The 24233-nt window shown below is 35.7% G+C and carries 21 protein-coding genes; 17 read left to right on the top strand and 4 right to left on the bottom strand.

The genetic code is table 11. From position 1 onward, the window contains the following. Positions 1-567 precede the first annotated feature (567 nt). The 4 genes from EJ103_RS06750 to EJ103_RS06765 form a co-directional block, all read right to left on the bottom strand. Positions 568-1875: an O-antigen ligase family protein gene (locus tag EJ103_RS06750; RefSeq protein ID WP_126006636.1), complete on the bottom strand. Its 1308-nt coding sequence runs from the start codon at positions 1873-1875 to the stop codon at positions 568-570. Between the two features lie 97 nt (positions 1876-1972). Next, complete coding sequence (locus tag EJ103_RS06755; protein ID WP_126006638.1) at positions 1973-2524, bottom strand: hypothetical protein; 552 nt, start codon at positions 2522-2524, stop codon at positions 1973-1975. Between the two features lie 23 nt (positions 2525-2547). Beyond that, entirely contained in the window at positions 2548-4551 is a 2004-nt protein-coding gene (locus tag EJ103_RS06760) for an EAL domain-containing protein (protein ID WP_126006640.1), read from the bottom strand. Between the two features lie 25 nt (positions 4552-4576). Continuing rightward, on the bottom strand, positions 4577-5233 hold the full coding sequence (locus EJ103_RS06765; RefSeq protein ID WP_126006642.1) for a transglutaminase-like cysteine peptidase: 657 nt from the start codon (positions 5231-5233) through the stop codon (positions 4577-4579). 528 nt (positions 5234-5761) lie between these two features. Between EJ103_RS06765 and galU the strand changes: the two genes are divergently transcribed. The 17 genes from galU (at position 5762) to EJ103_RS06850 (ending at position 24232) form a co-directional block, all read left to right on the top strand. Continuing rightward, a complete protein-coding gene (gene galU, locus EJ103_RS06770) occupies positions 5762-6655 on the top strand; it encodes a UTP--glucose-1-phosphate uridylyltransferase GalU (RefSeq protein WP_126006644.1) in 894 nt (297 codons plus the stop codon). Between the two features lie 123 nt (positions 6656-6778). Then, positions 6779-7783: an NAD-dependent epimerase gene (locus EJ103_RS06775; protein WP_126006646.1), complete on the top strand. Its 1005-nt coding sequence runs from the start codon at positions 6779-6781 to the stop codon at positions 7781-7783. Positions 7784-7785: 2 nt separating this feature from the next. Then, complete coding sequence (locus EJ103_RS06780; protein ID WP_126006647.1) at positions 7786-8685, top strand: sulfotransferase; 900 nt, start codon at positions 7786-7788, stop codon at positions 8683-8685. Further along, on the top strand, positions 8676-10121 hold the full coding sequence (locus tag EJ103_RS06785; protein WP_126006649.1) for a lipopolysaccharide biosynthesis protein: 1446 nt from the start codon (positions 8676-8678) through the stop codon (positions 10119-10121). Before EJ103_RS06780 ends, EJ103_RS06785 begins: the two co-directional genes overlap by 10 nt. A 45-nt stretch (positions 10122-10166) precedes the next feature. Next, on the top strand, positions 10167-11270 hold the full coding sequence (locus tag EJ103_RS06790) for an acyltransferase (protein ID WP_126006651.1): 1104 nt from the start codon (positions 10167-10169) through the stop codon (positions 11268-11270). Further along, on the top strand, positions 11267-12418 hold the full coding sequence (locus tag EJ103_RS06795; RefSeq protein ID WP_126006653.1) for a glycosyltransferase family 4 protein: 1152 nt from the start codon (positions 11267-11269) through the stop codon (positions 12416-12418). Before EJ103_RS06790 ends, EJ103_RS06795 begins: the two co-directional genes overlap by 4 nt. Further along, entirely contained in the window at positions 12418-13527 is a 1110-nt protein-coding gene (locus EJ103_RS06800; protein ID WP_164521613.1) for a glycosyltransferase, read from the top strand. The genes EJ103_RS06795 and EJ103_RS06800 overlap by 1 nt, the downstream gene beginning before the upstream one ends. A gap of 1 nt (position 13528) precedes the next feature. Next, on the top strand, positions 13529-14464 hold the full coding sequence (locus EJ103_RS06805) for a glycosyltransferase family A protein (RefSeq protein WP_126006655.1): 936 nt from the start codon (positions 13529-13531) through the stop codon (positions 14462-14464). Position 14465: 1 nt separating this feature from the next. Further along, positions 14466-15035, top strand: a complete 570-nt coding sequence (locus EJ103_RS06810; RefSeq protein WP_126006657.1) for a serine acetyltransferase — start codon at positions 14466-14468, stop codon at positions 15033-15035. Further along, positions 15032-16072, top strand: coding sequence for a glycosyltransferase (locus EJ103_RS06815; RefSeq protein ID WP_126006659.1), 1041 nt, complete (start codon positions 15032-15034; stop codon positions 16070-16072). The genes EJ103_RS06810 and EJ103_RS06815 overlap by 4 nt, the downstream gene beginning before the upstream one ends. Beyond that, positions 16069-17235, top strand: coding sequence for an O-antigen ligase family protein (locus tag EJ103_RS06820; RefSeq protein ID WP_126006661.1), 1167 nt, complete (start codon positions 16069-16071; stop codon positions 17233-17235). The genes EJ103_RS06815 and EJ103_RS06820 overlap by 4 nt, the downstream gene beginning before the upstream one ends. Beyond that, positions 17228-18196, top strand: a complete 969-nt coding sequence (locus EJ103_RS06825; RefSeq protein WP_126006663.1) for an acyltransferase — start codon at positions 17228-17230, stop codon at positions 18194-18196. The genes EJ103_RS06820 and EJ103_RS06825 overlap by 8 nt, the downstream gene beginning before the upstream one ends. A gap of 40 nt (positions 18197-18236) precedes the next feature. Further along, positions 18237-18623: a 3-phosphoshikimate 1-carboxyvinyltransferase gene (locus tag EJ103_RS06830; protein WP_126006665.1), complete on the top strand. Its 387-nt coding sequence runs from the start codon at positions 18237-18239 to the stop codon at positions 18621-18623. A gap of 237 nt (positions 18624-18860) precedes the next feature. Next, on the top strand, positions 18861-20264 hold the full coding sequence (locus EJ103_RS06835) for an undecaprenyl-phosphate glucose phosphotransferase (protein ID WP_126006667.1): 1404 nt from the start codon (positions 18861-18863) through the stop codon (positions 20262-20264). Beyond that, a complete protein-coding gene (locus EJ103_RS06840; protein ID WP_126006669.1) occupies positions 20248-21465 on the top strand; it encodes an outer membrane beta-barrel protein in 1218 nt (405 codons plus the stop codon). The genes EJ103_RS06835 and EJ103_RS06840 overlap by 17 nt, the downstream gene beginning before the upstream one ends. Then, on the top strand, positions 21465-21989 hold the full coding sequence (locus EJ103_RS06845) for a polysaccharide biosynthesis/export family protein (RefSeq protein WP_126006671.1): 525 nt from the start codon (positions 21465-21467) through the stop codon (positions 21987-21989). The genes EJ103_RS06840 and EJ103_RS06845 overlap by 1 nt, the downstream gene beginning before the upstream one ends. 20 nt (positions 21990-22009) lie before the next feature. Further along, the gene (locus EJ103_RS06850; RefSeq protein ID WP_126006673.1) at positions 22010-24232 is read left to right on the top strand and encodes a polysaccharide biosynthesis tyrosine autokinase; all 2223 of its coding nucleotides are present in this window, start codon (positions 22010-22012) and stop codon (positions 24230-24232) included. The last annotated feature ends 1 nt before the right edge of the window (position 24233 follow it).

A 24233-nucleotide genomic window follows, 5' to 3' on the forward strand; every position in this document is an offset into this window, starting at 1 on the left:
AGACATAACCAATCTAGGCATCTATTTATCACGACTCTAAAGCGGAGCGTCTCTAAACCTCTTTGTGATTAAAATAATATAAAAATTTGCACAAAGAGAAGAGCATAAGGAGTAAATGAGAAGTCACAACCAATCCAGACATCTTATTTATCACTGCTCTACAGTGGAGCGTCTCAAAACCTCTTTGTGAAAAATAACTAAGTTCAATTGCACAAAGAGAAGCGAATGAGGAGTAAAAGAGAAGACACAACTAATGCAGACATTTTACTTTGTTTATTACGACTCTAAAGCGTAGCGTCTCTTCACCTCTTTGTGAAAAAGTAACTTAAGCTAATTGCACAAAGAGAAGTGAATGAGGAGTAAATGAGAAAACACAGCTAATCCTGGCATTTTATTTACCACTACTCTAAAGTGGAGCGTCTCTAAACCTCTTTGTGATTAAAATAATATAAAAATTTGCACAAAGAGGAGTAAATGAGAAAACACAACTAATCCTGGCATTTTATTTATCACTACTCTAAAGCGCAGCGTCTCTAGACCTCTTTGTGCAAATATTTTTAAAAATAGCTATTTAAAATCACGCCCTCGCTTAACAACTATTTTATTACTTAAAATCGCCAAACATAATATAGCCATAAACAACATTGAATTAGCGCCTGCTTGGAGCGAATAATCTACCGACGAATGTAACAGCATATCTACAATAGCGATAGCACAACCAAAAGCCACGCCCTGAAATAACGCTGTTTTGCGTTTTCGCATGGTTTGAATACATAACCATAAGCAATATAAAATAAGCGCCCCTAAAGCTGATGTTACGGGTATACCTAGCTCTACAGCAAATTGAATATAGTCGTTATGAGCATTATCGTAATAGCCAGAGTACGGCTCAGATTGATACGCAGGGAAAGCTGTATAAAACGTACCGCCACCTGAACCCAATAAAGGCTTGTCGAGTATTAACGGGATTGAATCACGAACTACTTCATCACGTGTTTCAGATTGAATACTGGTTTCGCTTATACGTTGCTTTACTTTTTCTACATCAAATATTGCACCAATAATGATCAAATCAATTATAAAAAAACTAATAATAAGTAACTTAAACGCTTTAGGTTTTTTATTGTAAACAAACAAAGCCAACAAGCTAACAGCCATCAGTGCTATAAAAAAGGCTGAATTACCCATTCGACTGCGCGTTAAAATTAGCGCAATAATTATAATAATTAACGATATACGCAAAATTATTTTTGAGCTTAATAAAATCTCAGTCCAGGCGCGCAAAGTTTGTTTAAATGTAAGATCACTTGCATGACTACCTCGCTTTAATTCACTCACTAATACACCAATACCCAAACATAAGCATAGCGCTAAATAGTTAGCTAAAAAATTAGAGTAAGTAAACGTACCTATGGCGCGTTGCGTGTGCCTATATCCAAAAATAGGGCTAAGCATGTCAGGCGAAAGATTTAGGTAAGTTGCATACAAAGCCTGAAAAACACCCGCTGCAATAATGGTATAAATAAGCTTTTTTATACGCTCACTATTATTGCAATAAATAAATATAAGCCAACAAAAGCAAACCATAAAGCTCGTTTTTAACAGCATTTGTTTTGTTTGAAAGGGGTCTAAACTCACAGTAAAAAATTGCAAAGTACACATAGCGCATACTAATAATAAAGCAGAAATAATGGGTAAAGAATAGCGAGGAGGGTACAACGTTTGGTTATTTACAGCGCTATTAACTAGGTGAAAAACAAAGGTTATACAAATTAAAATACCCATTGCCATAATGGCCCAGGGTCGGTAGCTACCTAAAGGAAGGGGCAGCAAAAAAACAATTGCACACAGCAAAAAAAATATAAAACGATTCACAGCTTTCTCAAAAAAAACGAGCTAATAGTTAAACAATAGTGTTTAAAGTAAAAACGCAGCCATTAGGCTGCGTTTGTATTATAAAACTAGTTATTATTTAGTTGCCAACTTCAGAAATACCAGCGTCACCACCGGTACCGCCTGCGCCTTGAGGAACGGTTGTTGTAGGCAAGGTTACAATTACAAGGCCAGCTGGTGCTGTAGGCTCTGTAGGACCAGCTGCTGTTGCTTCTGACGCAATAGTTGCATCAACTCCAGCTGTTATTGCAGCAAGCGTTACAGCATCGCTATCAACGCCTGCAGTAACTAAGGCAGCTAAAAAATCAGAGATAAACGGGCTATCTGCGCCAATGGCTGCAATAACTGCATTCATAATTATATCAAGCTGCTCAGCAGAACACGTTCCATTAGCGATAGGTGAGTCTAAATCGACTGGGCCGGTATTTTGGCAAAGTTGCTCAATGGCTACTACTAGTTCTTCTTGTAACTCTTCTGAGGGGGTGTCAGCAGTCGCATTAGTTAAAATATTTATTAAAGTATCTAGGTTATCTGTTTGCACAATTACATCGTTGTCTGCTTGAGCATAAACAGGAAATGTTACAAAGCTCGAAGCGCCAACAAACAAGCTAGCAAGTATAAGTGATTTCATCTTGTGTCCCTTTAAGAGATTATCTAATTACAGAATTTTAGCGTATCAGCACAAAAAGTAAACTGTTTATTCGTGCTACTTTGTGTGGTTTTTATAACTTTCGAAGGCGGCATAATCAAATTACCTTGTACACCGTCACACCCTAGGTTTTCAAGCATGTGTAATGTTTCAGGTTTTTCAATTAAACAAGCTAGCACCTTTATACCAAAGCCATGACAAATATTATTAACTGTTTGAATAAAAAATTGGCTTTGGCTGTTATCTAGTAAGTCTTGTATGTAACTACCGTCTATTTTTACATACTCAATATCTAAGCCTTGCAAGTATCTAAACGAGGTAAGGCTAGTACCAAAATGTTCAACACATACATTAATGCCTATGTCTTTTATTATGTCTATATGTTGTGAAGCAATATGAACATTATAAAGCAAGCTAATCTCATGTAGTTCAAATAACAGATTAGTTTTTAAAACAGGTTTAGTATGGGCGTAAAGTGTTAACCATTCAATAAACTCAGTAGAGTATAATGATGCTTTACTTAAATTAAGCGCAAATACATCGTTTGGATATTGCTCTTTAACATTAACAAAATTACGAATTATTTTTTTGTCTAATTCTTCAGTCAAATTAAGCTTTTCGGCCATAGCAAACAAATGCCCGTTATTCACTTTCTCGTTTTCATGAATAAAGTGAGCAAATACCTCAAAATAGCATTGCTTATTTTGTGAGTTAGCACGTTTTACAGGTTGCACTGAAAAACTCACCTCACCTGATGCTAAAATAGACTGAATAAGTGAGCGCCACTGATTAACACTAAATAAAGTGTCTTTATCTATTTTATTATTGTTTGTGTCACCAATTGTACAGCCCGTGTCTAACGCTGATAATACGCGACCTACAGGCATTCCTTTTTCTACACTTACTAACGCAAAGTTAGCAAAGCCATTAACATGCAAACTATTTTTTTGCTGGCTAAATGCATCAGTAATTTCAAGGCGAGTTCTATTTAAAAAATCACTATCGTAGGGGGCAAGGGCAATAAAAGTACTGCCATTTAACCTAAACACTTTTGCATTAGTAAGCTCGCCAAACGTGGTTTTGAGTATGTTTGCCACTTCGTTTACGTGTTCATCACCGTCTTGATAACTTACCGTTTTATTAATGTTTGCAAGCGAGGGCAGGGTAATCATCATTGCAGTAATAGGTGTCTCGTCACTTATAGAGTCAACTACCGAGTTAAAATGGTTATCAAACGACTTTCGGTTACCTAAACCAGTTAAAGGGTCTATATATACTTCTTCGGTCAGGGCTTGTGTTTGCCTAGTAAGCGAGTCAAACGTACTTTGCAGGTTCATAACCATATTGTTAATGGCTTTAGTTACAGTGCGCAGCTCGCGCGCAACAGGTATTTCATCGTTGAGTGTAAAGCGCTTACGTGTAACTAGGTGGGCTTGGTTTTCTACAGCTCTAAGTGGTTTAAAAACAGCACGCAGTATTAAAAATGCAACAGCCAGTGACGCTACTAATAATAAAAACGATCCATAAAAGCTGCGTTTAGTATGCTCCCAAAGGGTTAGATACGACTGCCCAACATGGCTTGTTACTTCAAGCGTGCCCGCCATAATCCAGCCATTGTTTAGTTCAGACAGCCTAGTTGGCGCGTTTAGTTTAACTGCACTTATAAACCAATTAGGTACCGATTCAACACGCTTAGGGTTTACAAGTTCAAAAACCACCTCAGCCTGGGCATTAGTAAACTTTATTTGCTTATAATAACCTGAGTCAAAAATGGCCGTTGCCATTGTTTGAGCAATCATTATGCTGTCTTCTTCAAGGTAGGGCGAAATAGAAAGCCCTAAACTTGTGGCGGTATCTTGAGCGTGGCTGCCCATTTGGGTTTGCAAATACTGGCGAGTGGTATCTACATCGGTAACTACCCGAACACAAAATGAAATCAATGAAATGACTATAATTAACCCATAAACTTGCGTTTTTAAACTCAAGCCATTTTTAAAAAAAGACGACATAACTAATAGTTCCTTTAACGTTATTCTATATGGGAGCTAGCTCACCTTGTTCAATTCGCTCTAGCATTGTATTCCAAGCAGATACACCACGGCTGTTTTTTACTTTGTTACCTAACCCCTTCGATTTAGCTAACCATAAACCTTGGCCATTAAAGCTGTATATTGGCGTTAAGTCAGGGCGCTGAGTGGCAGGCAAAAGCTTAGTATTAAAATTACCAAGTACATAAGGTACTTGGTTAGGTTGTTCAATGTAAATTAATACCATATGAGGCTGGTTAACCGTTTTTTGACGAACATACATTAACCGTATTTTTTCTTCAGGTAGGCCAAGGGCAATAAGTGTAAAATATTTGGCTATTACATAGTCTTCGCAGTCGCCCATACCAACACCTAAGCTTTCTAATGGTGTGGCCCAGTAATCTTTTTTTTGCCACAGTTCATCGTCAGATTTGTATTTAATATTTTTATTAAAAAAGTCATTAACGAGGTGGATTTTTTGCCACTCACTTTTATCGGCAGAGTCATCAATAAAGGTAAGCCAGTTTTTTATACGATTATGCCCGCTACCGCCGTATTGTTGTTCTGCACGCGCAATTATATCGCTATTACGTAAGTATAAAAGCATATCTTGTGCGCATACAAAAAACGACACTATTAATACAAGGCAATATTTTATGCGCACATGCTTCCTATAACAAAAATACCTTAAACAAACACACAGCAAGTATAGTGTTTTTAAATTTAAAAAGGTAGAGAAGGCGTATTTATATTTAAAGCCAAATAACGGCTTAGTATTTGCTAGGTATTTACAAATGGCTAAGCCGTATGCACTAAGTGCTATTTTAAGCAATAAAGCCATTTAATTTTGAGCTAAATGTTAAGGCTAATGTTTTAAAACAAGTTTATTGTTAGTGATAAACTTTATACTTTAAAAATATAAATGGTTGAGCTAAACCAAGCTTACATTTTTATAAAATATATACATATGTTTATATTTTAATCTTGCATCATAATAAAGCATGTTTTGTTTATTTTGGTGCAACATAAAGTTAACAAAAAAACAAGCTCAAAGTACGCTTTTATTATTGAGTAGATTATTGTGTTGTGTATAATAAAAAAATCACACGGTGAGTGAAGTACGTAAGAAGGAGTTTAGCTTTTGCTAGCCCATTTTATGTGCTTTTACAAAGCAGATTAAAAAGGAATTAAAGTGAAAGTTTTAAAAGCAGTATTACCGGTTGCAGGTTTAGGTACGCGCATGTTGCCAGCGACCAAAGCCATCCCAAAAGAAATGCTACCATTGGTAGATAAGCCTCTCATTCAGTATGTAGTTAACGAAGCCGTAGCGGCGGGTATTAAAGAAATAGTACTTGTTACTCATGCATCAAAAAATTCAATAGAAAATCACTTTGATACCAGCTTTGAGCTAGAAGCCACGCTAGAGGCACGTGTAAAACGCAGCCTATTAGAAGAAGTTCGCTCTATTGTACCAAAAGACGTAACAGTTATTTCTGTACGCCAATCAGCGCCCCTTGGTTTAGGCCACGCAGTACTTGCAGCGCGTCCAATAGTGGGTAATAACCCGTTTGCGGTAATGTTACCCGATGTAATTATTGATAAATATAAATCTAATTCAAAAACTGACAACTTAAGTCAAATGATCGACCGCTTTGATAAAACAGGCCATAACCAAGTTATGGTAGAGCCCGTACCACAAGAGCAAGTGCACCAATATGGTGTAGTAGATTTAGCGGGTAAAAAAATAAAAGAAGGCGAAAGCGCCGCCATTAAAAACATGGTCGAAAAACCAAATAACGACGAAGCACCAAGCAACCTTGCCATTACGGGGCGTTATGTTGTATCTACGGCTATTTGGGACTTACTAGAATACACACCACCAGGTGCGGGCGGCGAAATACAGCTAACCGATGCACTACTTCAACTTCGTCACCTAGAAACATTAGAAGCTTATCACTTAAAAGGTAAATCACACGACTGTGGCTCTAAACTAGGTTATATGCTGGCAAATGTAGAATACGCTATGCAGTCTAGCCACATGGGCGAAGACTTCACTAAGCAAGTTAAAGAGCTACTTTCAAATTAAAGTAATTGTTTAACAAACTAATATCATTAGCAAAATCATATCAATAACAGAAGTAACTAATGTTTGCTTCTGTTATTTAGCGTGTAAAAACTATGTAAGTTGAGCATAGTAGGGATATATCAAATGAAATTTTTAGTAACAGGTGCAGCGGGCTTTATTGGCAATTTTGTGGCAGAGCGTTTATGTGATGCAGGGCACGAAGTTATTGGCCTTGATAATTTAAACGATTATTACGATCCCGCATTAAAATTAGCCAGGCTTGAACGCATTAAGCACTTAACAACCTTTCGTTTTGTAAAAATGGATTTGGCCGACAGAGATGGCATAGCTAAACTTTTTAGTGATGAAAAATTTGACCGCGTTATACATTTAGCTGCACAAGCAGGTGTTAGATACTCCATAGAAAACCCAATGGCCTATATAGATTCTAACTTAGTGGGTACAGCTACTATTTTAGAAGGCTGCCGACACAACAATGTTGAGCATTTAGTGTATGCATCATCAAGTTCTGTGTACGGTATGAACGAAAAAATGCCATTTTCTACAGATGATGCGGTTGACCACCCTGTATCGCTTTATGCGGCTACTAAAAAGTCGAATGAATTAATGGCACATAGCTATAGCCATTTATACGACCTACCAACAACAGGCTTACGCTTTTTTACTGTTTATGGCCCATGGGGTCGCCCAGATATGGCGCCATACTTATTTACCGACGCAATATTAAACGACCGTGAAATAAAAGTGTTTAATAACGGTAAAATGAAACGCGACTTTACATACATAGACGACATTGTTGAGGGCATAATTCGTATTCAAGATGTAGTACCAGTTCGCAATCCTAATAATAGCAACACCTCTCCAGAATCAAGCAAAGCGCCGTACCGTGTATTTAACATTGGTAATAACGAGCCAATAGCGTTAATGACCTTTATAGAGTCAATTGAAAAAGCGGCAGGTAAAGTAGCAGATAAAAACTATATGCCAATGCAAGCAGGTGATGTACCGGCAACATTTGCCGACATAGATAGCTTAAATGCAGAGGTAGGGTTTAAGCCTAATACTAATATTGAATACGGTATGCAGCAGTTTGTAGATTGGTACCGTAGCTATAATTCTACGAAATAATTATGAAATGCATATTTATAGGCGGAGCAGATAGAAGCGGCACTACAATGTTAGCGTCGCTGCTTTCAAATATTGAACAGAGTGTAGTAACACCTGAGTCATTATTTAAAACTGAAATTCCATTTCAGCAGCCTTTATGCACAAAAAGTTACTGCAATAGCTTAGAAGAAAACTTAAGGTTTAAACAATGGCAGCTCGATATTTCAGAGCTTAAAGCGCAGTCACATAACGGGTACCGAGATTTTTATAAAGACTTAGTTAAACTGTATCAGGGAGGTGAAAATGTTCATTACTGGATTGATCACTCTCCAAATAACCTTGCACATTCAAAACTATTAAACTCTGTTTTTGATGACTGTTATTTTATTCATATAGTTAGGGATGGAAGGGCTGTAGCGCAATCTCAAATTCCTTTGGAGTGGGGGTCTAATACGTATTTAGATGCAGCAAAAGCATGGCAAAATAAGCTTTTATATGGATTTATTACCCAAAGTTTATTCCCAAGTAAAACTATTATGGTTAGGTACGAAGACTTACTCACTAATAGTGAGGCCGAACTTAAAAAAATACACACTTTTTTAGGTAATCCAAACACAAAAAACGAATTAAATATTAAAAATAACTTTTTACCAGAATTTACTAAAAATCAGCATTCTTTGGTGGGGAAAAAACCTGATGTAACCCGAGCGTATGCGTGGAAAAAAAAGCTTACTCTGCAAAATATAGCTGACTTTCAATATTATGGTCAGAACACGTTAGAACTACTCGGCTATGAAATTGTTAGAACAGATAACGTAAAAGTGACAAAGCTGAGGGTCGCAAAGGAATATTTAAGAGAAATGTGGATAAAAAAAATCTTGAATCCTAAAAAATACAAAGAAAAAAGAAATATATGTCCTTAAATAAAAAAATAATTAAAGGCTCGCTTTGGAGTTGGATCGGTAGTGTAGGTTATCAGTTATCTGGTTTAATTATTTTTATAATACTATCAAGGATGTTGTCTCCAGTTGATTTTGGTACCGCCGCTTTAGCTATTGTATTTGTGGAGTTAACTAAAGTATTAGTCACATTTGGCCTCGACCAAATTGTTATTCGTACTGCTGCAAATGAGGAAAACGAAGTACAAAATAACGTGTTTAAAAGTACACTACTTTTAGGTGTTATTACTAGTTTAATTTTTATTATAGGCGCGCCTTATTTAGAGTTAGCCTTTGAAGCACCAGGGTTAGCCGTATCTTTACATATACTAAGTATTATACCTATTATGCAGTCGCTTACGACTGTACCAAACGGTATTTTGAGGCGTTTATTTAAATTTAAGGCTTTAGCTTTAAGATTACTGGTTTCTTCACTTATTGCAGGTGGGGTGGCTATATATTTAGCTTATCATGGCTACGGTTTTTATAGTTTGATCATTCAAAAAGTAATTACAGTAGTGTTAGAGCTGATTTTAGTATGGAAGTCTGTTAAATGGCGCCCTAGCTTTACATTTCATTCCGTTAAAATATTATCTACGCTCAAACAAGGTAAGCCAATTGTCTTAACCTCACTCATTGGTCAAGGCATATTTCGGTTTGTAGAATTATTAATTGGGTATTTTTTAGGGGTTGCAGCGCTAGGTATTTTTAAAATAGCAGGTAAATTACTTGATGCGATTGTGCAGTTTACGATTAAGCCTATAGTAGATGTATCATTTTCTGCTTTTGCTAAGTTAAAAGATACACCCGATAAATTACAAGACTGTTATTTAAATTTTATTTCTACGTGTGCTCTGTTTTCGTTTCCGGCGTTTTTTGGAGCGTTAGTGATTGGCCCTGAAATGGTAAATTTGATTTTTGGTGCACAGTGGGAAAAAAGCGGGGTTGTTTTTTCAATTTTATGTTTAAGTGGTATTAGTGCTTCGTTAAATTACTTTTTTTCTCAATATTGTCACGCAACAGGGAACTCAAACATTCCATTTAGAATACGCATCTTTGAGTTTTTTACAGTTATATCCCTTGTCGGTATATTTTCGCAGTTGTCGATTTATTACGTGGCGTATTCCACTGTAGCTGTTGCAACGGTAATCTGTTTAATAATGATGGCCATTTTAAGGCAAAAGTTCTTGTTTTCCTTAACTGACGTTTTTAACAGACTTTTTCCATCGTTTGTTTCATCTTTATTTATGGCCGGTATTATTTATTTTGGTGTAAAAAATCAGCTTCATAATTTTAGTCCATTAGTAAAAATTATAGTAAGTGGTAGTGTGGGGGCTATTACTTATATACTTATATATAAATTACTCTTTCCAAAGGACGTTTCGAATTTAATGCAAAATATAAAAAAAATACGCTCTTAAAATTAAGAATATAATTCCAACTAATATATTTTAATAGGAAATAAAATGAGGTTAACGAGCCTAGATTTTTTGAGGGCAATGGGAGCGATTTTTATAGTTGTGTCGCATTCACACGGTCTAATAAGAAAGCGTTTTGAAGCATTAGGTTATAATGATCATTTTTGGCAGGTTGAACAAGGCTATACAAAAATTTTTGGTGCTATGGGTGTGGGTTTGTTTTTGGTTTTATCGGGTTTTTTTGCTTTTTATACCACTTGGAATAAAAGTAATAATGGCTTAGATTTTATTAAAAAAAGAGTAATACGAATTTATCCAACCTGGTGGTTTGCATTATTTTGTGTTATTTGCCTTTCTCTTGTACCTGGTAGCTCGGCAAGTTATAGCGCATATCAAATTTTTAACTCTATTCTATTAAATCCAATATATATAGATGGTGACATAAAACCAATATTAGAAATTGGTTGGACACTACATTATATTGTTTTTTACTATGCGGTAATTGCTTTATTAATGCTTTTCAATATAAGTTCCTTAAAAATTTTATCTCTATTAACAGTGCTATTTATATTTTTATCATTAATAGGTTTATTAATAGATTTTAAAACTCCTATATTAGCGGTGATTACAAATCCTCGCACTTTGTCTTTTGCTTTAGGTGGTTGGCTAGCATTTTTTGTAATTACCAAAAAAGAGGGCTTAGCTTGGATCCCAGCATATACCTATATCACGCTTAGTTTGCTTCTTGCTTTTATAATTGCTTTTGTATTTATAGATGCGTGGCGCTTAAATATGCCAACCTTAATCAGTCGAAGCAGTATTGCTGTATTAATCATTGCTTTATTTGTTTTTCATCCAAGGTTAAAAAATATCCGCTATGGTAAATTTTTTAAAGTTATAGGAGAGGCATCTTACTCAATCTATCTTTTTCATATGTTTCCTTTAATGGTTCTTTCTGGCCTTTGGAAGCGGGGAATTTTGCTGCCTCCAAGCTCTATTTCTCCTGTTATAACTTGGGCTGTTATTATAGCTTTAGGGGTAGTAGGGGGGGTTGTGGCACATTATATTTTTGAAAAACCCGTATTTAATTTACTAAAGAATAAACTTATTACAAAAAGTCTTAATAACAAGGATGTAACTAAAGCTATATGAAAATTTTAATGCTTACTTGTCAATATATGCCAGATGTATTTGGCGGGGCTGAAAAACAGTGTGGGCGCGTTTCTAAAGGGATACAAGCACAAAACTTGGATGTACAAATTTTAACATCTCGGCAAAAAATCGCAGGTAAAGCAAAAGAGGTAATGAACGATGTACCTGTAACACGTTTATATTCACCTGTAGGCCCCGATTTACTTGGGCGTTGGCTACCTTTTTCGATTTATTGGCTATTAAGAGTACTTATTTGGGCGGCATTTAATAAAAATAGTTTTGATATTATACATTGCCATCAGGGGAAGTTTGGCGCATTTGTAGGTTGTTGTATAGCACGTTTATTTAACAAACCCATATTAATAAAAGTAGGTAACTCTAACCAATTTATGGATTTTAATGCGTTAAAGGCCAAAAAGGTTGTTGGGCCTTTAATGGCCAAGTTTGTACTTAATACCAACCCCACAGTTGTTGCCATATCTGACGTAATTGCTAAAAACTGCAAAGCATTCGGCTTTAAACACATTGTTAATATACCTAACAGTATAGATAAAAGCTTATTAAGCAGTGATTACAGCGAAGTTAAAAGTGTAGATAGCTCAAAACTAAACCTATTTTATCATGGCCGGTTAGAGCAAATAAAGAAAGTAGATGTATTAATGGAGTCGTTTGCTTTGCTTGCATGTAAAGACGAACAAGTACATTTTCATTTAATTGGCAGTGGTAGCTGTTTAGAGCCAGCAAAAAAATATATTACCGCTAATAACTTACAAAATAGAGTAACCTTCTACGGCGAAGTACAAGACCCCGTAAACTTTATAAGGCAGTTTGATATTTTTGTTAATGCATCAGAGGCCGAGGGTTTTTCTAATTCATTATTAGAGGCATTATTAGCAGGAAAAGTGTTAGTGTCGACCCCTGTAAGTGGGGCTAGCGATGCAATTTTTACAGAAAAAAACGGTTATATTGCAACTGGATTTAGCGCGCAAGATATCACTAAAGCAACTGAGTTAGGAATAAAGTTGCACAAACAAAACAAAGGTGAGGTTGCAGCTTTTTCAGAGCAATTAATAAACGCTAATTTTACTGTTGATGTTATTGCAAAAGAATACGTAAAACTTTATAAAAAAATATATGGAGCTTCTTAATGAAGGTTTTAATAGGGATGACCCGTTCAGATACAATAGTATCTGGCTCGTTTAAACATATTTGCCAAATAGGTGAAAAGTTTAGAGACGAGGGCGCAGAGGTTGTTTATGCCTTAGGTGGCAATGGCGAGGCTATAACAAAATTACGCACGGCTGGTTTTAAGGTACATGAATTAACAAACTTAAAAAGAGATTTAAGCCCGCTAAGCGATTTATTGTCGCTAATTAAACTAATGTGGATCATTATTAAAGAAAACCCCAAAGTTTGCTCTTGGCATACAGCTAAAATAGGTGCCCTGGGGCGAATTGCTGCTATGTTTACTTTTAAGCGCTCTTATTATGTTCCTCATGGTGTGCCTTTTGTTAATACACCTGAAAATAAAGGCTTTAAAAAATATCAGTGTCTTGAAAAACTTCTGTCTTATTTACCTTCTAAAATTATTGGCGTGTGTGAGTTTGATAAAAATGAATATTTACGTATTGGCGTACCCAATAAAAAATTATTGGTAATACGTAACGGCATGTTAGGGAAGTCGAGCGATATGTGGGAGCTAAATAATAACCCGGTACATTTTATCACTGCTGCCCGCTTTGAAGACCAAAAAGATTACACCACGTTAGGAAAGGCCTGCGACACCTTATTAAAGCAAAACAAGCCGTTTAAATTAAGTATTTATGGCGATGGCCAGTACGAGGCTAAAGTTAAAGCGTTGTTTGCACATTTTCCTGAAGGGGTTATAAATTTTTGCGGTGTGGTAGACAACTTTGCCGAAAAGTTAGCATTAGCCGACGTATTTATATTATCGAGCTTTTGGGAAGGCTTACCACGCAGTATTATTGAAGCCATGGCGTGTAAAAAGCCAGTGATAAGTTCAGACGTAGGGGGCTGCTCTGAGCTTATATTAGAAGGTGAGTCTGGCTTTTTAGTCCCAATACGTGACAATGCAACAATGGCAAGCGTAATGAGCGAATATATAAGCGATAAACAAAAAACGGTAGAGCATGGTGATAATGCTTATAAGTTGTATATGCAAAAATATTCTCTACCAGTAATGCTAAATAATTATGCACATGAATATGGCGTAATAAATATGAGCGAAAAAAATTAATATGGCTATTAAATTAACGCTAATATGCCCTGTTTATAAGGTTGCTGAATTTATACCTGAACTGATGGATAGCTTAGTTGCAGGGGTTAATACTGAAAACGTAGAAGTTATTTTTGTAGACGACTGTTGCCCAGAAAACTCAATTAAATTATGTGAAGATTTTTTAGCTAAAAATAAAAGCATTATAAAATTTAGTACAACAATAATTAAGCAACCTATTAATAAAGGGCAGGCCGCAGCTCGCAATGCTGCTTTAATTGTTGCCAATGGTACTTATATAGGTTTTATTGATTCTGATGATGCTATTGCCCCTAATTATTGGGAAGCACTTTCGACTCATGTCGGCTCTGCAGCTAATGATATTATTGAGTTTGATTTTAAAGAGTTTACAACACTGCTACCAACTCCTGATTGGGGAAAATATAGGGATGTTGAGCTAGTTAAAACGGATTTATTTAAAAGTGGTTTTTTTGTTTGGACCCGACTTTATAAAAAAAACATCTTAGATAAATGTCGTTTTCCAGAAGGTGTTATATATGAGGATATTCACTTTAATATACAGGCTTTCTCACATGCTTCGAGTATTGTTAAAACACCAAAAACACTTGTTTTTTACCGAAAACGTTTAGGTTCAACTACGAGTAAGAGAACATCATCTTATTCTGATTTGCTGCTTAATATGGTGAATTCAGTAAAGGAAAGTATAGATAAGTTTGATGATAAAAAAACAGTAGTAGCGCAAGTTGCAAGATATTCTTTACTTGTTAGTCTTAAGGGCTACTCGATAGAGGATAAAAAAGATCGCAAGGTGTTTTTTAAGCAATGTAGGAATATAAATTCTATTTTTAAAAGTATATTTAAAGAATATAATAAATCGATAGTTGCTAAACTTAAATTCAATTTATCTAATATTATTTGTATTAACGGAAAGCGATAAGATGAAGTTATCTGAGATAAAAATATATATAAAGTCTGATCTATATCGTTTTAATGGTAATGATAAGCAGTTTTTAAAAACCTTATTTAAAAATAGCTATTTTAGGTTTCAAGTTTATTTAAGAATGGCAAAATCCGATGTATATGCACTTTCGTTTGTATTTAGGTTTTTAAAAGCAAAACTAGGAAAAAAAGTTAATATTCAGCTTAATCACAATGTTGCTATAGGTTACGGGTTATATATACCCCATGGAAATGTTGTTATAAATTCTCAGGCAAGCATAGGTAACAATTGTAGCTTTTTGCAGTTTGTTTCGGTTGGGGCTATCCATTATGGAAAGTCAGCTGATATTGGCGATAACGTTTATATAGGACCAAGCTCTTGTTTAGTCGGGGCAATTAAAGTTGGCAGTAATTCAGTGTTAGGAGCCGGCACCGTTGCCGCTAAAGATGTTGAAAATAACTGTGTTGTAGTGGGTGCCCCAGCTAAAGTGATAAAGAAAGTAGAAGATATCGCGATGTATAGCGATAACTTATGTGACGATAAATGGGCAAGGATGCTAGGTAAATGAAAAAAATTGTTCATATAACTAACGACTTACAACGTTTAGGTGGGGTGCAGCGCCTACTTGTAGACTTAATGAGTCTACAAAAAAACGTATTTAAATTTGAAGTTATTTTAACTCGCGGTGAAAATGAATACGCCGATGAGCTAAAAGCGCTTGGTGTAGATGTTTACCACAAACGTGACTTGGGTTTTTTTGGTGTAATAAAAAGATTAAATAAAGCTGATTTAGTGCATACGCATTTGTATCCGTCTATTTATATTGCTTACTTTACTCGTACGCCGACTATTGTTACCGAGCATAACCCGCATTACAGAAGGCGAGATATTCTTTTTGTAAAAACATTAGAGCGTATAATTTATAAAAAATTTAAAAAAATAGTATGTATCTCTGATGGTGTTAAAGAAAAATTTTTAGAAAGTATTAAAGTAAGCCCAGCTTTAACTAAAGTGATTCATAACGGTGTTGATTTATCACGCTTTGCTCAACAGCCTAAAGCTATTACTGCAGAACAACCTGCAATAAAGTTAGGCATGGTAGGGCGTTTTGCAGCACAAAAAGATATTAAATCACTCATAAAATTAATGACCTTACTTGATTCTCGCTTTGAGTTGCACTTAGCAGGTGATGGAGATTTACGGGCCGAGTACGAACAACTAGCTAAAACACTCAAAGTTGACAATAAAATTGTTTTTCATGGACAAGTAAACAATGTGCCTTCATTTTTAAATTCATTAGACATTTACATACAGTCTTCGCACTGGGAGGGCTTTGGTATTGCCGTGGTTGAGGCTATGGCGTCTGGTTTACCTACATTTGCAACTGACGTAGAAGGCCTCAATCATGTAGTAGATAAAACTGCTTTGTTTGAGGTCGGAAATGTTAAAAAATTAGCAGAAAAAATTAATGCTTTACTGAATAATATAAGAAATTATAACGAGCAATCTGCTTTATGTATTAAAAAAGCTCAATGTTTTTCAATACAAAGTACGGCTACTGAACATACGAAAATATATAAATCAGTGTTGGTAAGCAATATATGATGTTTTCAAGCTATAATTACTCAAAAAAAGAGATGTTAGGCTTTCTGGTTGTTTGCGCTATATTACCTTTATATTTTTCTATGTTTAGGTATGGCGTGGCTGGGGCACTAATTAGGCTCTCCGATTTGTTATTGTTAAGCTTAGTGTCGTTTAAGTTAATTACAACACCTAAAGTTTTTTATAATTTTGCGCAAATAAGAATATTACCATTATGGTTTTATATTTCTTATATCTTATTCAATGGCTTATATAATGATAACATCGCAGCATCTATAAAGGAATGTATACAATTAGTATGGGTAGTAACCTACTTTGTTATTGCTTCAGAGTATGCAAAAAAAAATAGTAAACTATTTTTAGATTTAACAATTGCATTTTTAATATTGTCAGCTCTATATACGGTTTTATATCATTTTTCATTAGGTCACCTTACTCGGTATAAATCAGCAAACGATGGTAAATATGCCTTTGGCCTTTTATCCTTATTACTCTTATTAAAGTCGAGTATGTTTAATGATAAGCGTACGTTTAAAGTGTTTTTGCTTAGCTTAATCCCTTTGTTTATGTCTATGGAACGTAAAGGCATATTTGGAGTGTTGCTGATTTTTTTATTGCTTCTTTTTATAAGACCCATCAGGGCTAAAGCGTCTGCTGGTGAGGTGAAACTAATCTTTGTTAGTTCTTTAACTCTACTTTTATCCGCTTTCTATTTTTTCGATATCCAAGGTTTTATAGATGAGAAAATTTATCAGTCTAATTTTTTAGATGAATCAATTGCCTTATATACATCTAATGTACACAGAGAAAACCTATTAATAAATGCTATCCAAATTATTAAATCGAATCCTTTGCTTGGGGTGGGGTCTGATCAAATTGTGTATTATATGTTTGACTATTATTGGGATGAAAGGTTAATTAATGGCGCTCATAATTTCTATCTTGATATGTTAGTTCAATATGGAGGGGTAGGGCTAACTTTACTAATTAGTTGGTCATTATATTGTATATACTCATGTTATGCATCAAATCGTTATCATAAAGAACTCTTTTTGTTTTATATATATTGCATGTTTGTTGTAACGTTTATGGCTGTTGGACAAGCAGTTATGTTAGTTTTTTTTATGCCTTTTCTTAATCCATATATGTTTTTAAATCATGATTAACTCTATTCAATACCTAAGAGGTTTAGCTGCAGTTTTAGTGGTGTATTATCACGCTACCATAAAGTCAGTACAAAATAACTTACCTGCAGCTGAAGTATTTAACTTTGGTCAAGCTGGCGTAGATTTGTTTTTTATAATATCTGGTTTTATAATTTGCTTCTCTACAGATAAGCACACGTTTTCTGCGGGTAGGTTTTTAAAATCTCGAGTCCTGAGAATTATCCCTTTATATTGGTTTTTTACATTGTTAGCCTTATTGGTATTTTTAGTTGTACCCAACTTGGTTAATAGTAGCGGCGGAGAAACCGTGATCTGGAAGTCATTTTTTTTAGTACCAACTGAAGATAAATACTTGGTAAGAAATGGCTGGACACTAAGCTACGAATTTTATTTTTACTTTATATTTGCTTTATTTGCTGTATTTTTTATTAAAAGAAGTTTAGTGTTTTTGCCTTTACTATTGTTAGCGTTGATAGGCTGCTTTAATAATGCGCACTTTTACTTTGATAGCTACCTTATCGAGTTTGCAATGGGTGTTATATCTTTCATTATGTATAAAAATAAAGTCGCTGTTAAATATAATCTAATACTTTTGTTTTTTATGTTTTTTTCTCTTTTGGCAATGCATCTTTTAGAGGTGGATTCTGTTGTATTTTATTATGCTTTTATAATGTGGTTTATATTCCATGGCTCTCTAGTTTTAGAGCAATTAATTAAAGTTAGTAAATTACAAAGCTTTAAAAATCTATTATTTAAGCTAGGAGACTCATCCTATTCGTTGTATTTATCTCATGCGTTTACCCTGGTCGTGTTGAATAAAATTATGCTTTTGATAATGCCGAATGTTGGTAAAGAGCTTTACCTTTTTTTGTTAACATTTATATCAATAATTGTTGGGCATCTGGTGTATGTTTTAATTGAACTCAAACTTAATTCTTACTGCAAAAAACTCTTTAACTAAAGAGATTTTATAAATGCTTTAACAAAAATGAGGAACAAACTTGCCTAGTATTAAATATGACCCTGCTGTTCAAAATTTATTAAAAAGAATGCCTAAACATGTACAAGCAAGCTTTAGTGATGAGCAACTTAGCCATTTAAAAGTTGCGATAGGGGCTAGGCAGTGGGGTGAACATGCCCTTGATTGCCGTGGTGTAATAAGGTTTTTCAAATATAGGTATTATTTTGTAGTGCTGGCTGGGCGAAATAGGCGACAACTTAGCCAAGCTGAAAAAAAAGCATCTAGAGTAGCACAAGCCATCGTTGTGACTATTAGTTTGTTTATAATTTTGTTAATACTTTATTTAATTAAGTCGGCACTGGGGATAAACATATTTCAGGGCTTTTCGTTTGGTATTTGGACATATTTTAAAGAGTTGTTCGTTTAGTTGGTTATTGGTTTGTTGCATATTTATTAAATATTTTGTTTATTGTGTTTGTGTTTGTTTAGCGTGTTTGTTTTTGTTTTGCTTTTTGCAATTAAAGGCGCGTAGGTATTTTATTTGTTATAGTTGATCTAGTTTAATAGGTCAGCGGCATTGAATACTTAGTAGCAATACGTTATTATTTATTCATAGTTTTGTGGTGCTTTATCCACTTTTAAGATAGCTATAAGGAATAATAGTATGACATCTTCAAGGACGTTCAAACCTTCTGGTTCGTCTGATGCAAATTTTTACCGTTTATTCGATATTTTTGCGCTTTTTTTAGCCTTTCAGTGCTCTGCTTTATTTTACGGCTTTGAGCTAACTCCATTTTATATGGTTGCAATATTAAGTGTTGCATTAAGCTACATGTACAGCGCTGAGCTATTTTCTACGTACCGCTCTTGGCGGGCTGGCAAGTTTAAAACCATGGTGTTGTGCGCTTGGGGATCCTTGGCCGTTGCTTTTACGTTTTTATTTTTTGTATCGTTTGCGTTTAAGTTTACCGATGATTTTTCGCGTATTGGTTTAGGGTTATGGTTTTTACTAAGCGTTACATTTTTATATGTTTGGCGCTTAGGTGTTCATGCCTATAAAAGAAACCGCCGAAAGCTAGGTATGAACCTTCGTAATGTTGCAATTATTGGCGCTACAGAATCTGCAGTTTACTTGTACGATGAAATAACCAAAAATGACGAGCTAGGCTTTAAATTTTTAGGTTTTTATGACGACCGTAAACCAGAGCGTTTATTTGAAAATTCAAAAAAGCATGCACTTGAAGGTAAAATACAACATGCTGTTGATGCGGCCAGAAGCGGTGAGATTAGTGTTTTATACATAGCACTCCCAATGAAAGCCGATAAACGTATTGCTGAAATATTATCGCAGCTTGGCGATACCACGGTTGATGTACATATTATTCCTGACTTTTTACTTTCTAACCTGATACATGCTCGCATAGAACATGTTGGTGATGTAGATACGCTAAGTGTTTTTGAATCGCCGTTTATTGGTGCGCGCGAATTTATAAAGCGCACAGAAGATATAGTTGTTGCCTCTATTATTTTATTATTGATTTCACCTATATTAATTGCCATTGCAGTTGCAGTTAAGTTTACCTCGAAAGGACCTGTTATTTTTAAACAAGACCGCTATGGTCTTGATGGCAGACGCATAAAAGTGTGGAAATTTAGATCGATGACGGTAACTGAAAACAGCGATGTAGTTACCCAAGCCACTAAAAACGATGCACGTATTACACCGCTAGGTGGTTTTTTACGCCGTACTAGCTTAGATGAGCTTCCGCAGTTTATAAATGTGCTAAAAGGCGATATGTCGATTGTTGGCCCACGCCCGCATGCGGTAGCCCATAACGAGGAATACCGTAAAAAAGTAGACTTTTATATGTTTAGGCACAAAGCTAAACCCGGTATTACTGGTTGGGCACAAATAAATGGCTGGCGAGGCGAAACCGACACCCTAAATAAAATGGAAAAACGCGTTGAATTTGACCTGCACTATATTAAACATTGGTCACTTTGGTTAGATGTAAAAATTATTTTTATGACAATTTTTAAAGGATTTAAAAATGATAATGCCTACTAAAAATATCGCAAAATCAATCTTGTGCCTTGCAGTGTGTGCAGCTTCTCCGGCTTATGCACAGCTTGAGCCAGGCAGTTTTATGACCCAAGATGGCGCTGAAATAACGCCTACCCTTACACTTGGCATGAGCAGTAACGATAACTTTTTTAACACTCCAAGTAACGAAGAGTCGCGCCTAATTTGGACTATTACGCCTAAGATTAAAGCCGCTATTGATGATGGCCCTGATTCTTACACACTAAACTTGGGCACCAGTAGTTCTTTACATAATAAAGATACCGCCGATAACTTCACACAAATTAATATTGGCGCCGGCGTTCATAAAGAATTTACTAGCCAGCATAGGCTTGATATAAACGCCACTGCCGATTGGCTTTATGAGCCACGAGGCACAGGCTTAACAGAAGGTTTAGCCGATATTGTTGATGAGCTAATAAAATATCAACAACAAGAAGTAATAGCAGGTTACGAGTATGGTGCGCCATCGTCTAGAGCGCAGCTGGCACTTGAAGCTGGCTTTTACAATAAAAAATACCAAAATTTTAGAGAAACATCGCAATACCGCGACTACGATAAATCGCTTGTTGGGGCAACACTATACTACAACACTAAAGCCGCAACACGTGTTTTAGCAGAGGTAACCAGTGAAGACTATAATTACGATGTTATAGAGCCAAGCGGTGTATCGCGCGATTCCAAAACACTTACTGCCTTAATAGGTATGGAATGGGATGCCACGTCTTTAACGTCTGGTTCTTTTAAAGTGGGTTATCAAAATAAAGACTTTAGTAACTCTCAGCGTGAAAGCTTTAGTGGCCTTAGTTGGGAAGCTGGGGTGACATGGCAGCCTTTAACGTATTCTACCTTTGAATTTACTACCAGCCGTGCGGCGAAAGATCCGCTTCTTGAAGGTGATTACATTAAAGAAAGCACTTACAGCGCCAACTGGACTCACGATTGGAACGACTACTTAAGCACACTTGCTGGCTTAGGTTACATTGATGAGCAGTACACTGGTGATGTTGGCCGTAAAGATACCACTAAAAGCGCTCGCTTAGGTTTAAATTATAACGCTAGTAATTACGGTATGATTTCTACTTACATAGATTTTATTGATAAAAACTCTAACCAACCCACAATCCCATTTGACCGTGTCATTGTTGGCATTAACTTTACGTTTGCACTTAGGGCTAATAATTAATGAAGTTGAAGTATATTTTAGGTATTGCCATTGTTTTATTGAGTAATGCCTGTTTTGCACAAACAGCAAAAGATTATGTGTTAGGCCCAGGCGATAAAGTAGAGATTAAAGTATTTGGCGAGCCTGATTTAGAGGTAAGCGCTTTACTTGGTAACCGTGGTGAAATAAATTATCCGTTTTTAGGTAAAATTACACTAACAGGGCTAACTATTTCGCAGGTTGAACAAACTATAAGTAGAGGTTTAAAACCAGACTACTTAATAAACCCTAATGTGTATGCACAGGTAGTTGAATATAGGCCTTTTTATATTCACGGAGAGGTAAAAGCACCAGGAGCCTACCCTTATCAACCTGCTATGACCGTTAACCAAGCGGTAGCGCTTGCAGGGGGCTTAACTGAGCGCGCTTCGGTAGATAAAATCTTTATTTTTAAAGAGCAAACTAAACAGCAGCAACAAAAAGGCACTTTAAATAGCCAAATTGCAGCAGGCGATACAATAAAAATAGAGCAGCGCTTGTTCTAAGCAGTAAAGGCACAGATTAAATGAACGAACAAAAAACAAATATTATAAGCAGTAATGAAGAAATTATTGATCTTAAAACTTACTTTACTGTAGTTGCTAGATCAAAATGGAAGATCATATTTTTCTCAACTATTGTAGCTATATTAGCGGCAATGATTACACTCACTATGCCACCCGTTTATACTGCTACCGCTACATTGTTGATTGAGTCAGAACCGGCTAAAGCAGTTAGCTTCGAAGAAATATACGGCTTAGATTCTAACCAACAAGAATATTATTTAACTCAATTTGAAGTTATGAAGTCTGATAGTATCGCAAGGGAAGTAATCACTAAACTTAACTTGGCAAACCATCGAGATTTTAAAGCTGAGGCTTCTATTTCATCCGATATAAAAAAACAGGTTATGAAGACATTAGAGTCTTACTTACCTTTTTTAAATCAAAAAAAGCAAGAAAACTTTTCTCCAGAGGAGTTAAAAGAACGCAATATGCTTTTTTTGATAGGGAATTTTAAGTCACGTCTTTCAGTATCTCCAATCAGAAAAACGCAACTTGTAAACTTAAGCTTTGAATCGAGTGATCCAAAGTTAGCTGCTTTAGTTGCTAATACTGTTGGTGATGTTTATATAGAAAGTCAAATGAGAGCAAAGCTAGGTATAACTCAGCAAGCATCTAACTGGTTAAATACTCGCCTTTCACAGTTACGTATACAATTAGATGACTCTGAGGCACGCTTACAAGCATTTAGAGAAGCCCAGCAGCTTGTTGATATAGAGGGTATTGCAGGGTTAGCTACTCAAGAGCTTGAGCAAATATCGCAACAGCTGGTTGAAGCACGTAATGAAAAAAATAACTTACAAAGTATTAATCGTGTGATTAACGAGTTTGGCGATTACGACATTGACACGCTAGGAAGTATGCCAGAAATTACTAACCATAGTGTTATTCAAGATGCAAAAAGAGATGTTATCGCCGTGGAACGTAAGCTGAGTGAGTTAAACGAAGTGTATGGTCCTAAGCATCCTAATATTATTTCTGCTAAGGCCGAACTTTTAACCGTTAAAACCAACCTTAATAATCAGGTTGCGGGTTTAATTACGGGCATAGAAAAAGAGCTTAGACGTGCAACGCGAACTGTTAATACATTAGAAAACGATGTAAAAAAAATACGTGCCGAATACCAAGACATAACTCGTAAAGAAACCGAGTATAACCAGCTAAAGCGTGAAGTAGAAACTAATCGAAATATTTTTAATACATTTTTATCTCGCTCTAAAGAAACAGAGGTAACTAGTGACTTTAGTTCTGCAGTAGCGCGGTTTAGTGATCGAGCATATGCCCCGAACGTACCAAGCAAGCCCAATAAAAAAGCAATAGTAGTGGTTTCATTTATTTGTAGCTTTATTTTTGCTGTAGTTATGAGCTTAGTGTTTGATTCACTCAATGATACAGTTAAAAATAAGGCCGGTGTAGAGGGCCAGTTAGCTCAAAGAATGTTAGGTTTATTACCTCAGGTAGCGCTACCAAGAAAAAGTGTACTGCCTATTCACGCCTACCTTGACGACACATATAGGCGTTTTGCTGAGTCAGTACGTACATTTAGAACTAGCTTGTTATTAACCCAGCTCGACAAAGCTCATAAAATTATTGCGGTAACTTCTACCTCACCAGGGGAGGGTAAAACCACTACAGCCTCTAACCTCGCTATTTCTTTGGCTCAAATGGGTAAAGTACTTTTAATTGATGGTGATTTACGTAAGCCAAGTATAGCTAAACGTTTTGAAATACCTGTATATCACCCTGGGTTAACTAATTTAATAACGGGCACAGAGCAGTTTAGTGAATGTGTTCATATTGATGGGCAATCTGGGGTGGCAATTATGCCCAGTGGTCAAATACCGGGAAACCCTTTAGAGCTTTTATCTAACTCTCGTTATGTGGAGTTATTAGAAATACTTAAAACTAAGTATGATCATATAATTATTGATACCCCGCCTACACAAGCAGTGAGTGATGCGCTTGTTATTTCACAAAGTGCTGACTCAGTAATTTATGTTGTAAAATCGGATGTTACACGTATTAAGCCTATTAAAGCAGGGCTAGAAAGGTTATTTGAATCTAAAGCTCATGTTGCTGGCGTTGTATTAAATCAGGTTGATATGAGTAAATCGGCTGATGAGCATAGTTATGGGTATTACGATTACCACGATTACTCTCAAAAGCCTGAGCAACCTAAAGCGTAAT

It is taken from the genome of Pseudoalteromonas sp. Xi13, assembly GCF_003952205.1.
Taxonomy (GTDB): domain Bacteria; phylum Pseudomonadota; class Gammaproteobacteria; order Enterobacterales; family Alteromonadaceae; genus Pseudoalteromonas; species Pseudoalteromonas atlantica.

Coding starts and splice junctions, on each gene's coding strand:
- EJ103_RS06755 (WP_126006638.1), bottom strand. CDS start 2,524: ATGAAATCACTTATACTTGCTAGCTTGTTTGTTGGCGCTTCGAGCTTT.
- EJ103_RS06760 (WP_126006640.1), bottom strand. CDS start 4,551: ATGTCGTCTTTTTTTAAAAATGGCTTGAGTTTAAAAACGCAAGTTTAT.
- EJ103_RS06775 (WP_126006646.1), top strand. CDS start 6,779: ATGAAATTTTTAGTAACAGGTGCAGCGGGCTTTATTGGCAATTTTGTG.
- EJ103_RS06780 (WP_126006647.1), top strand. CDS start 7,786: ATGAAATGCATATTTATAGGCGGAGCAGATAGAAGCGGCACTACAATG.
- EJ103_RS06785 (WP_126006649.1), top strand. CDS start 8,676: ATGTCCTTAAATAAAAAAATAATTAAAGGCTCGCTTTGGAGTTGGATC.
- EJ103_RS06790 (WP_126006651.1), top strand. CDS start 10,167: ATGAGGTTAACGAGCCTAGATTTTTTGAGGGCAATGGGAGCGATTTTT.
- EJ103_RS06795 (WP_126006653.1), top strand. CDS start 11,267: ATGAAAATTTTAATGCTTACTTGTCAATATATGCCAGATGTATTTGGC.
- EJ103_RS06800 (WP_164521613.1), top strand. CDS start 12,418: ATGAAGGTTTTAATAGGGATGACCCGTTCAGATACAATAGTATCTGGC.
- EJ103_RS06805 (WP_126006655.1), top strand. CDS start 13,529: ATGGCTATTAAATTAACGCTAATATGCCCTGTTTATAAGGTTGCTGAA.
- EJ103_RS06810 (WP_126006657.1), top strand. CDS start 14,466: ATGAAGTTATCTGAGATAAAAATATATATAAAGTCTGATCTATATCGT.
- EJ103_RS06815 (WP_126006659.1), top strand. CDS start 15,032: ATGAAAAAAATTGTTCATATAACTAACGACTTACAACGTTTAGGTGGG.
- EJ103_RS06820 (WP_126006661.1), top strand. CDS start 16,069: ATGATGTTTTCAAGCTATAATTACTCAAAAAAAGAGATGTTAGGCTTT.
- EJ103_RS06825 (WP_126006663.1), top strand. CDS start 17,228: ATGATTAACTCTATTCAATACCTAAGAGGTTTAGCTGCAGTTTTAGTG.
- EJ103_RS06835 (WP_126006667.1), top strand. CDS start 18,861: ATGACATCTTCAAGGACGTTCAAACCTTCTGGTTCGTCTGATGCAAAT.
- EJ103_RS06840 (WP_126006669.1), top strand. CDS start 20,248: ATGATAATGCCTACTAAAAATATCGCAAAATCAATCTTGTGCCTTGCA.
- EJ103_RS06845 (WP_126006671.1), top strand. CDS start 21,465: ATGAAGTTGAAGTATATTTTAGGTATTGCCATTGTTTTATTGAGTAAT.
- EJ103_RS06850 (WP_126006673.1), top strand. CDS start 22,010: ATGAACGAACAAAAAACAAATATTATAAGCAGTAATGAAGAAATTATT.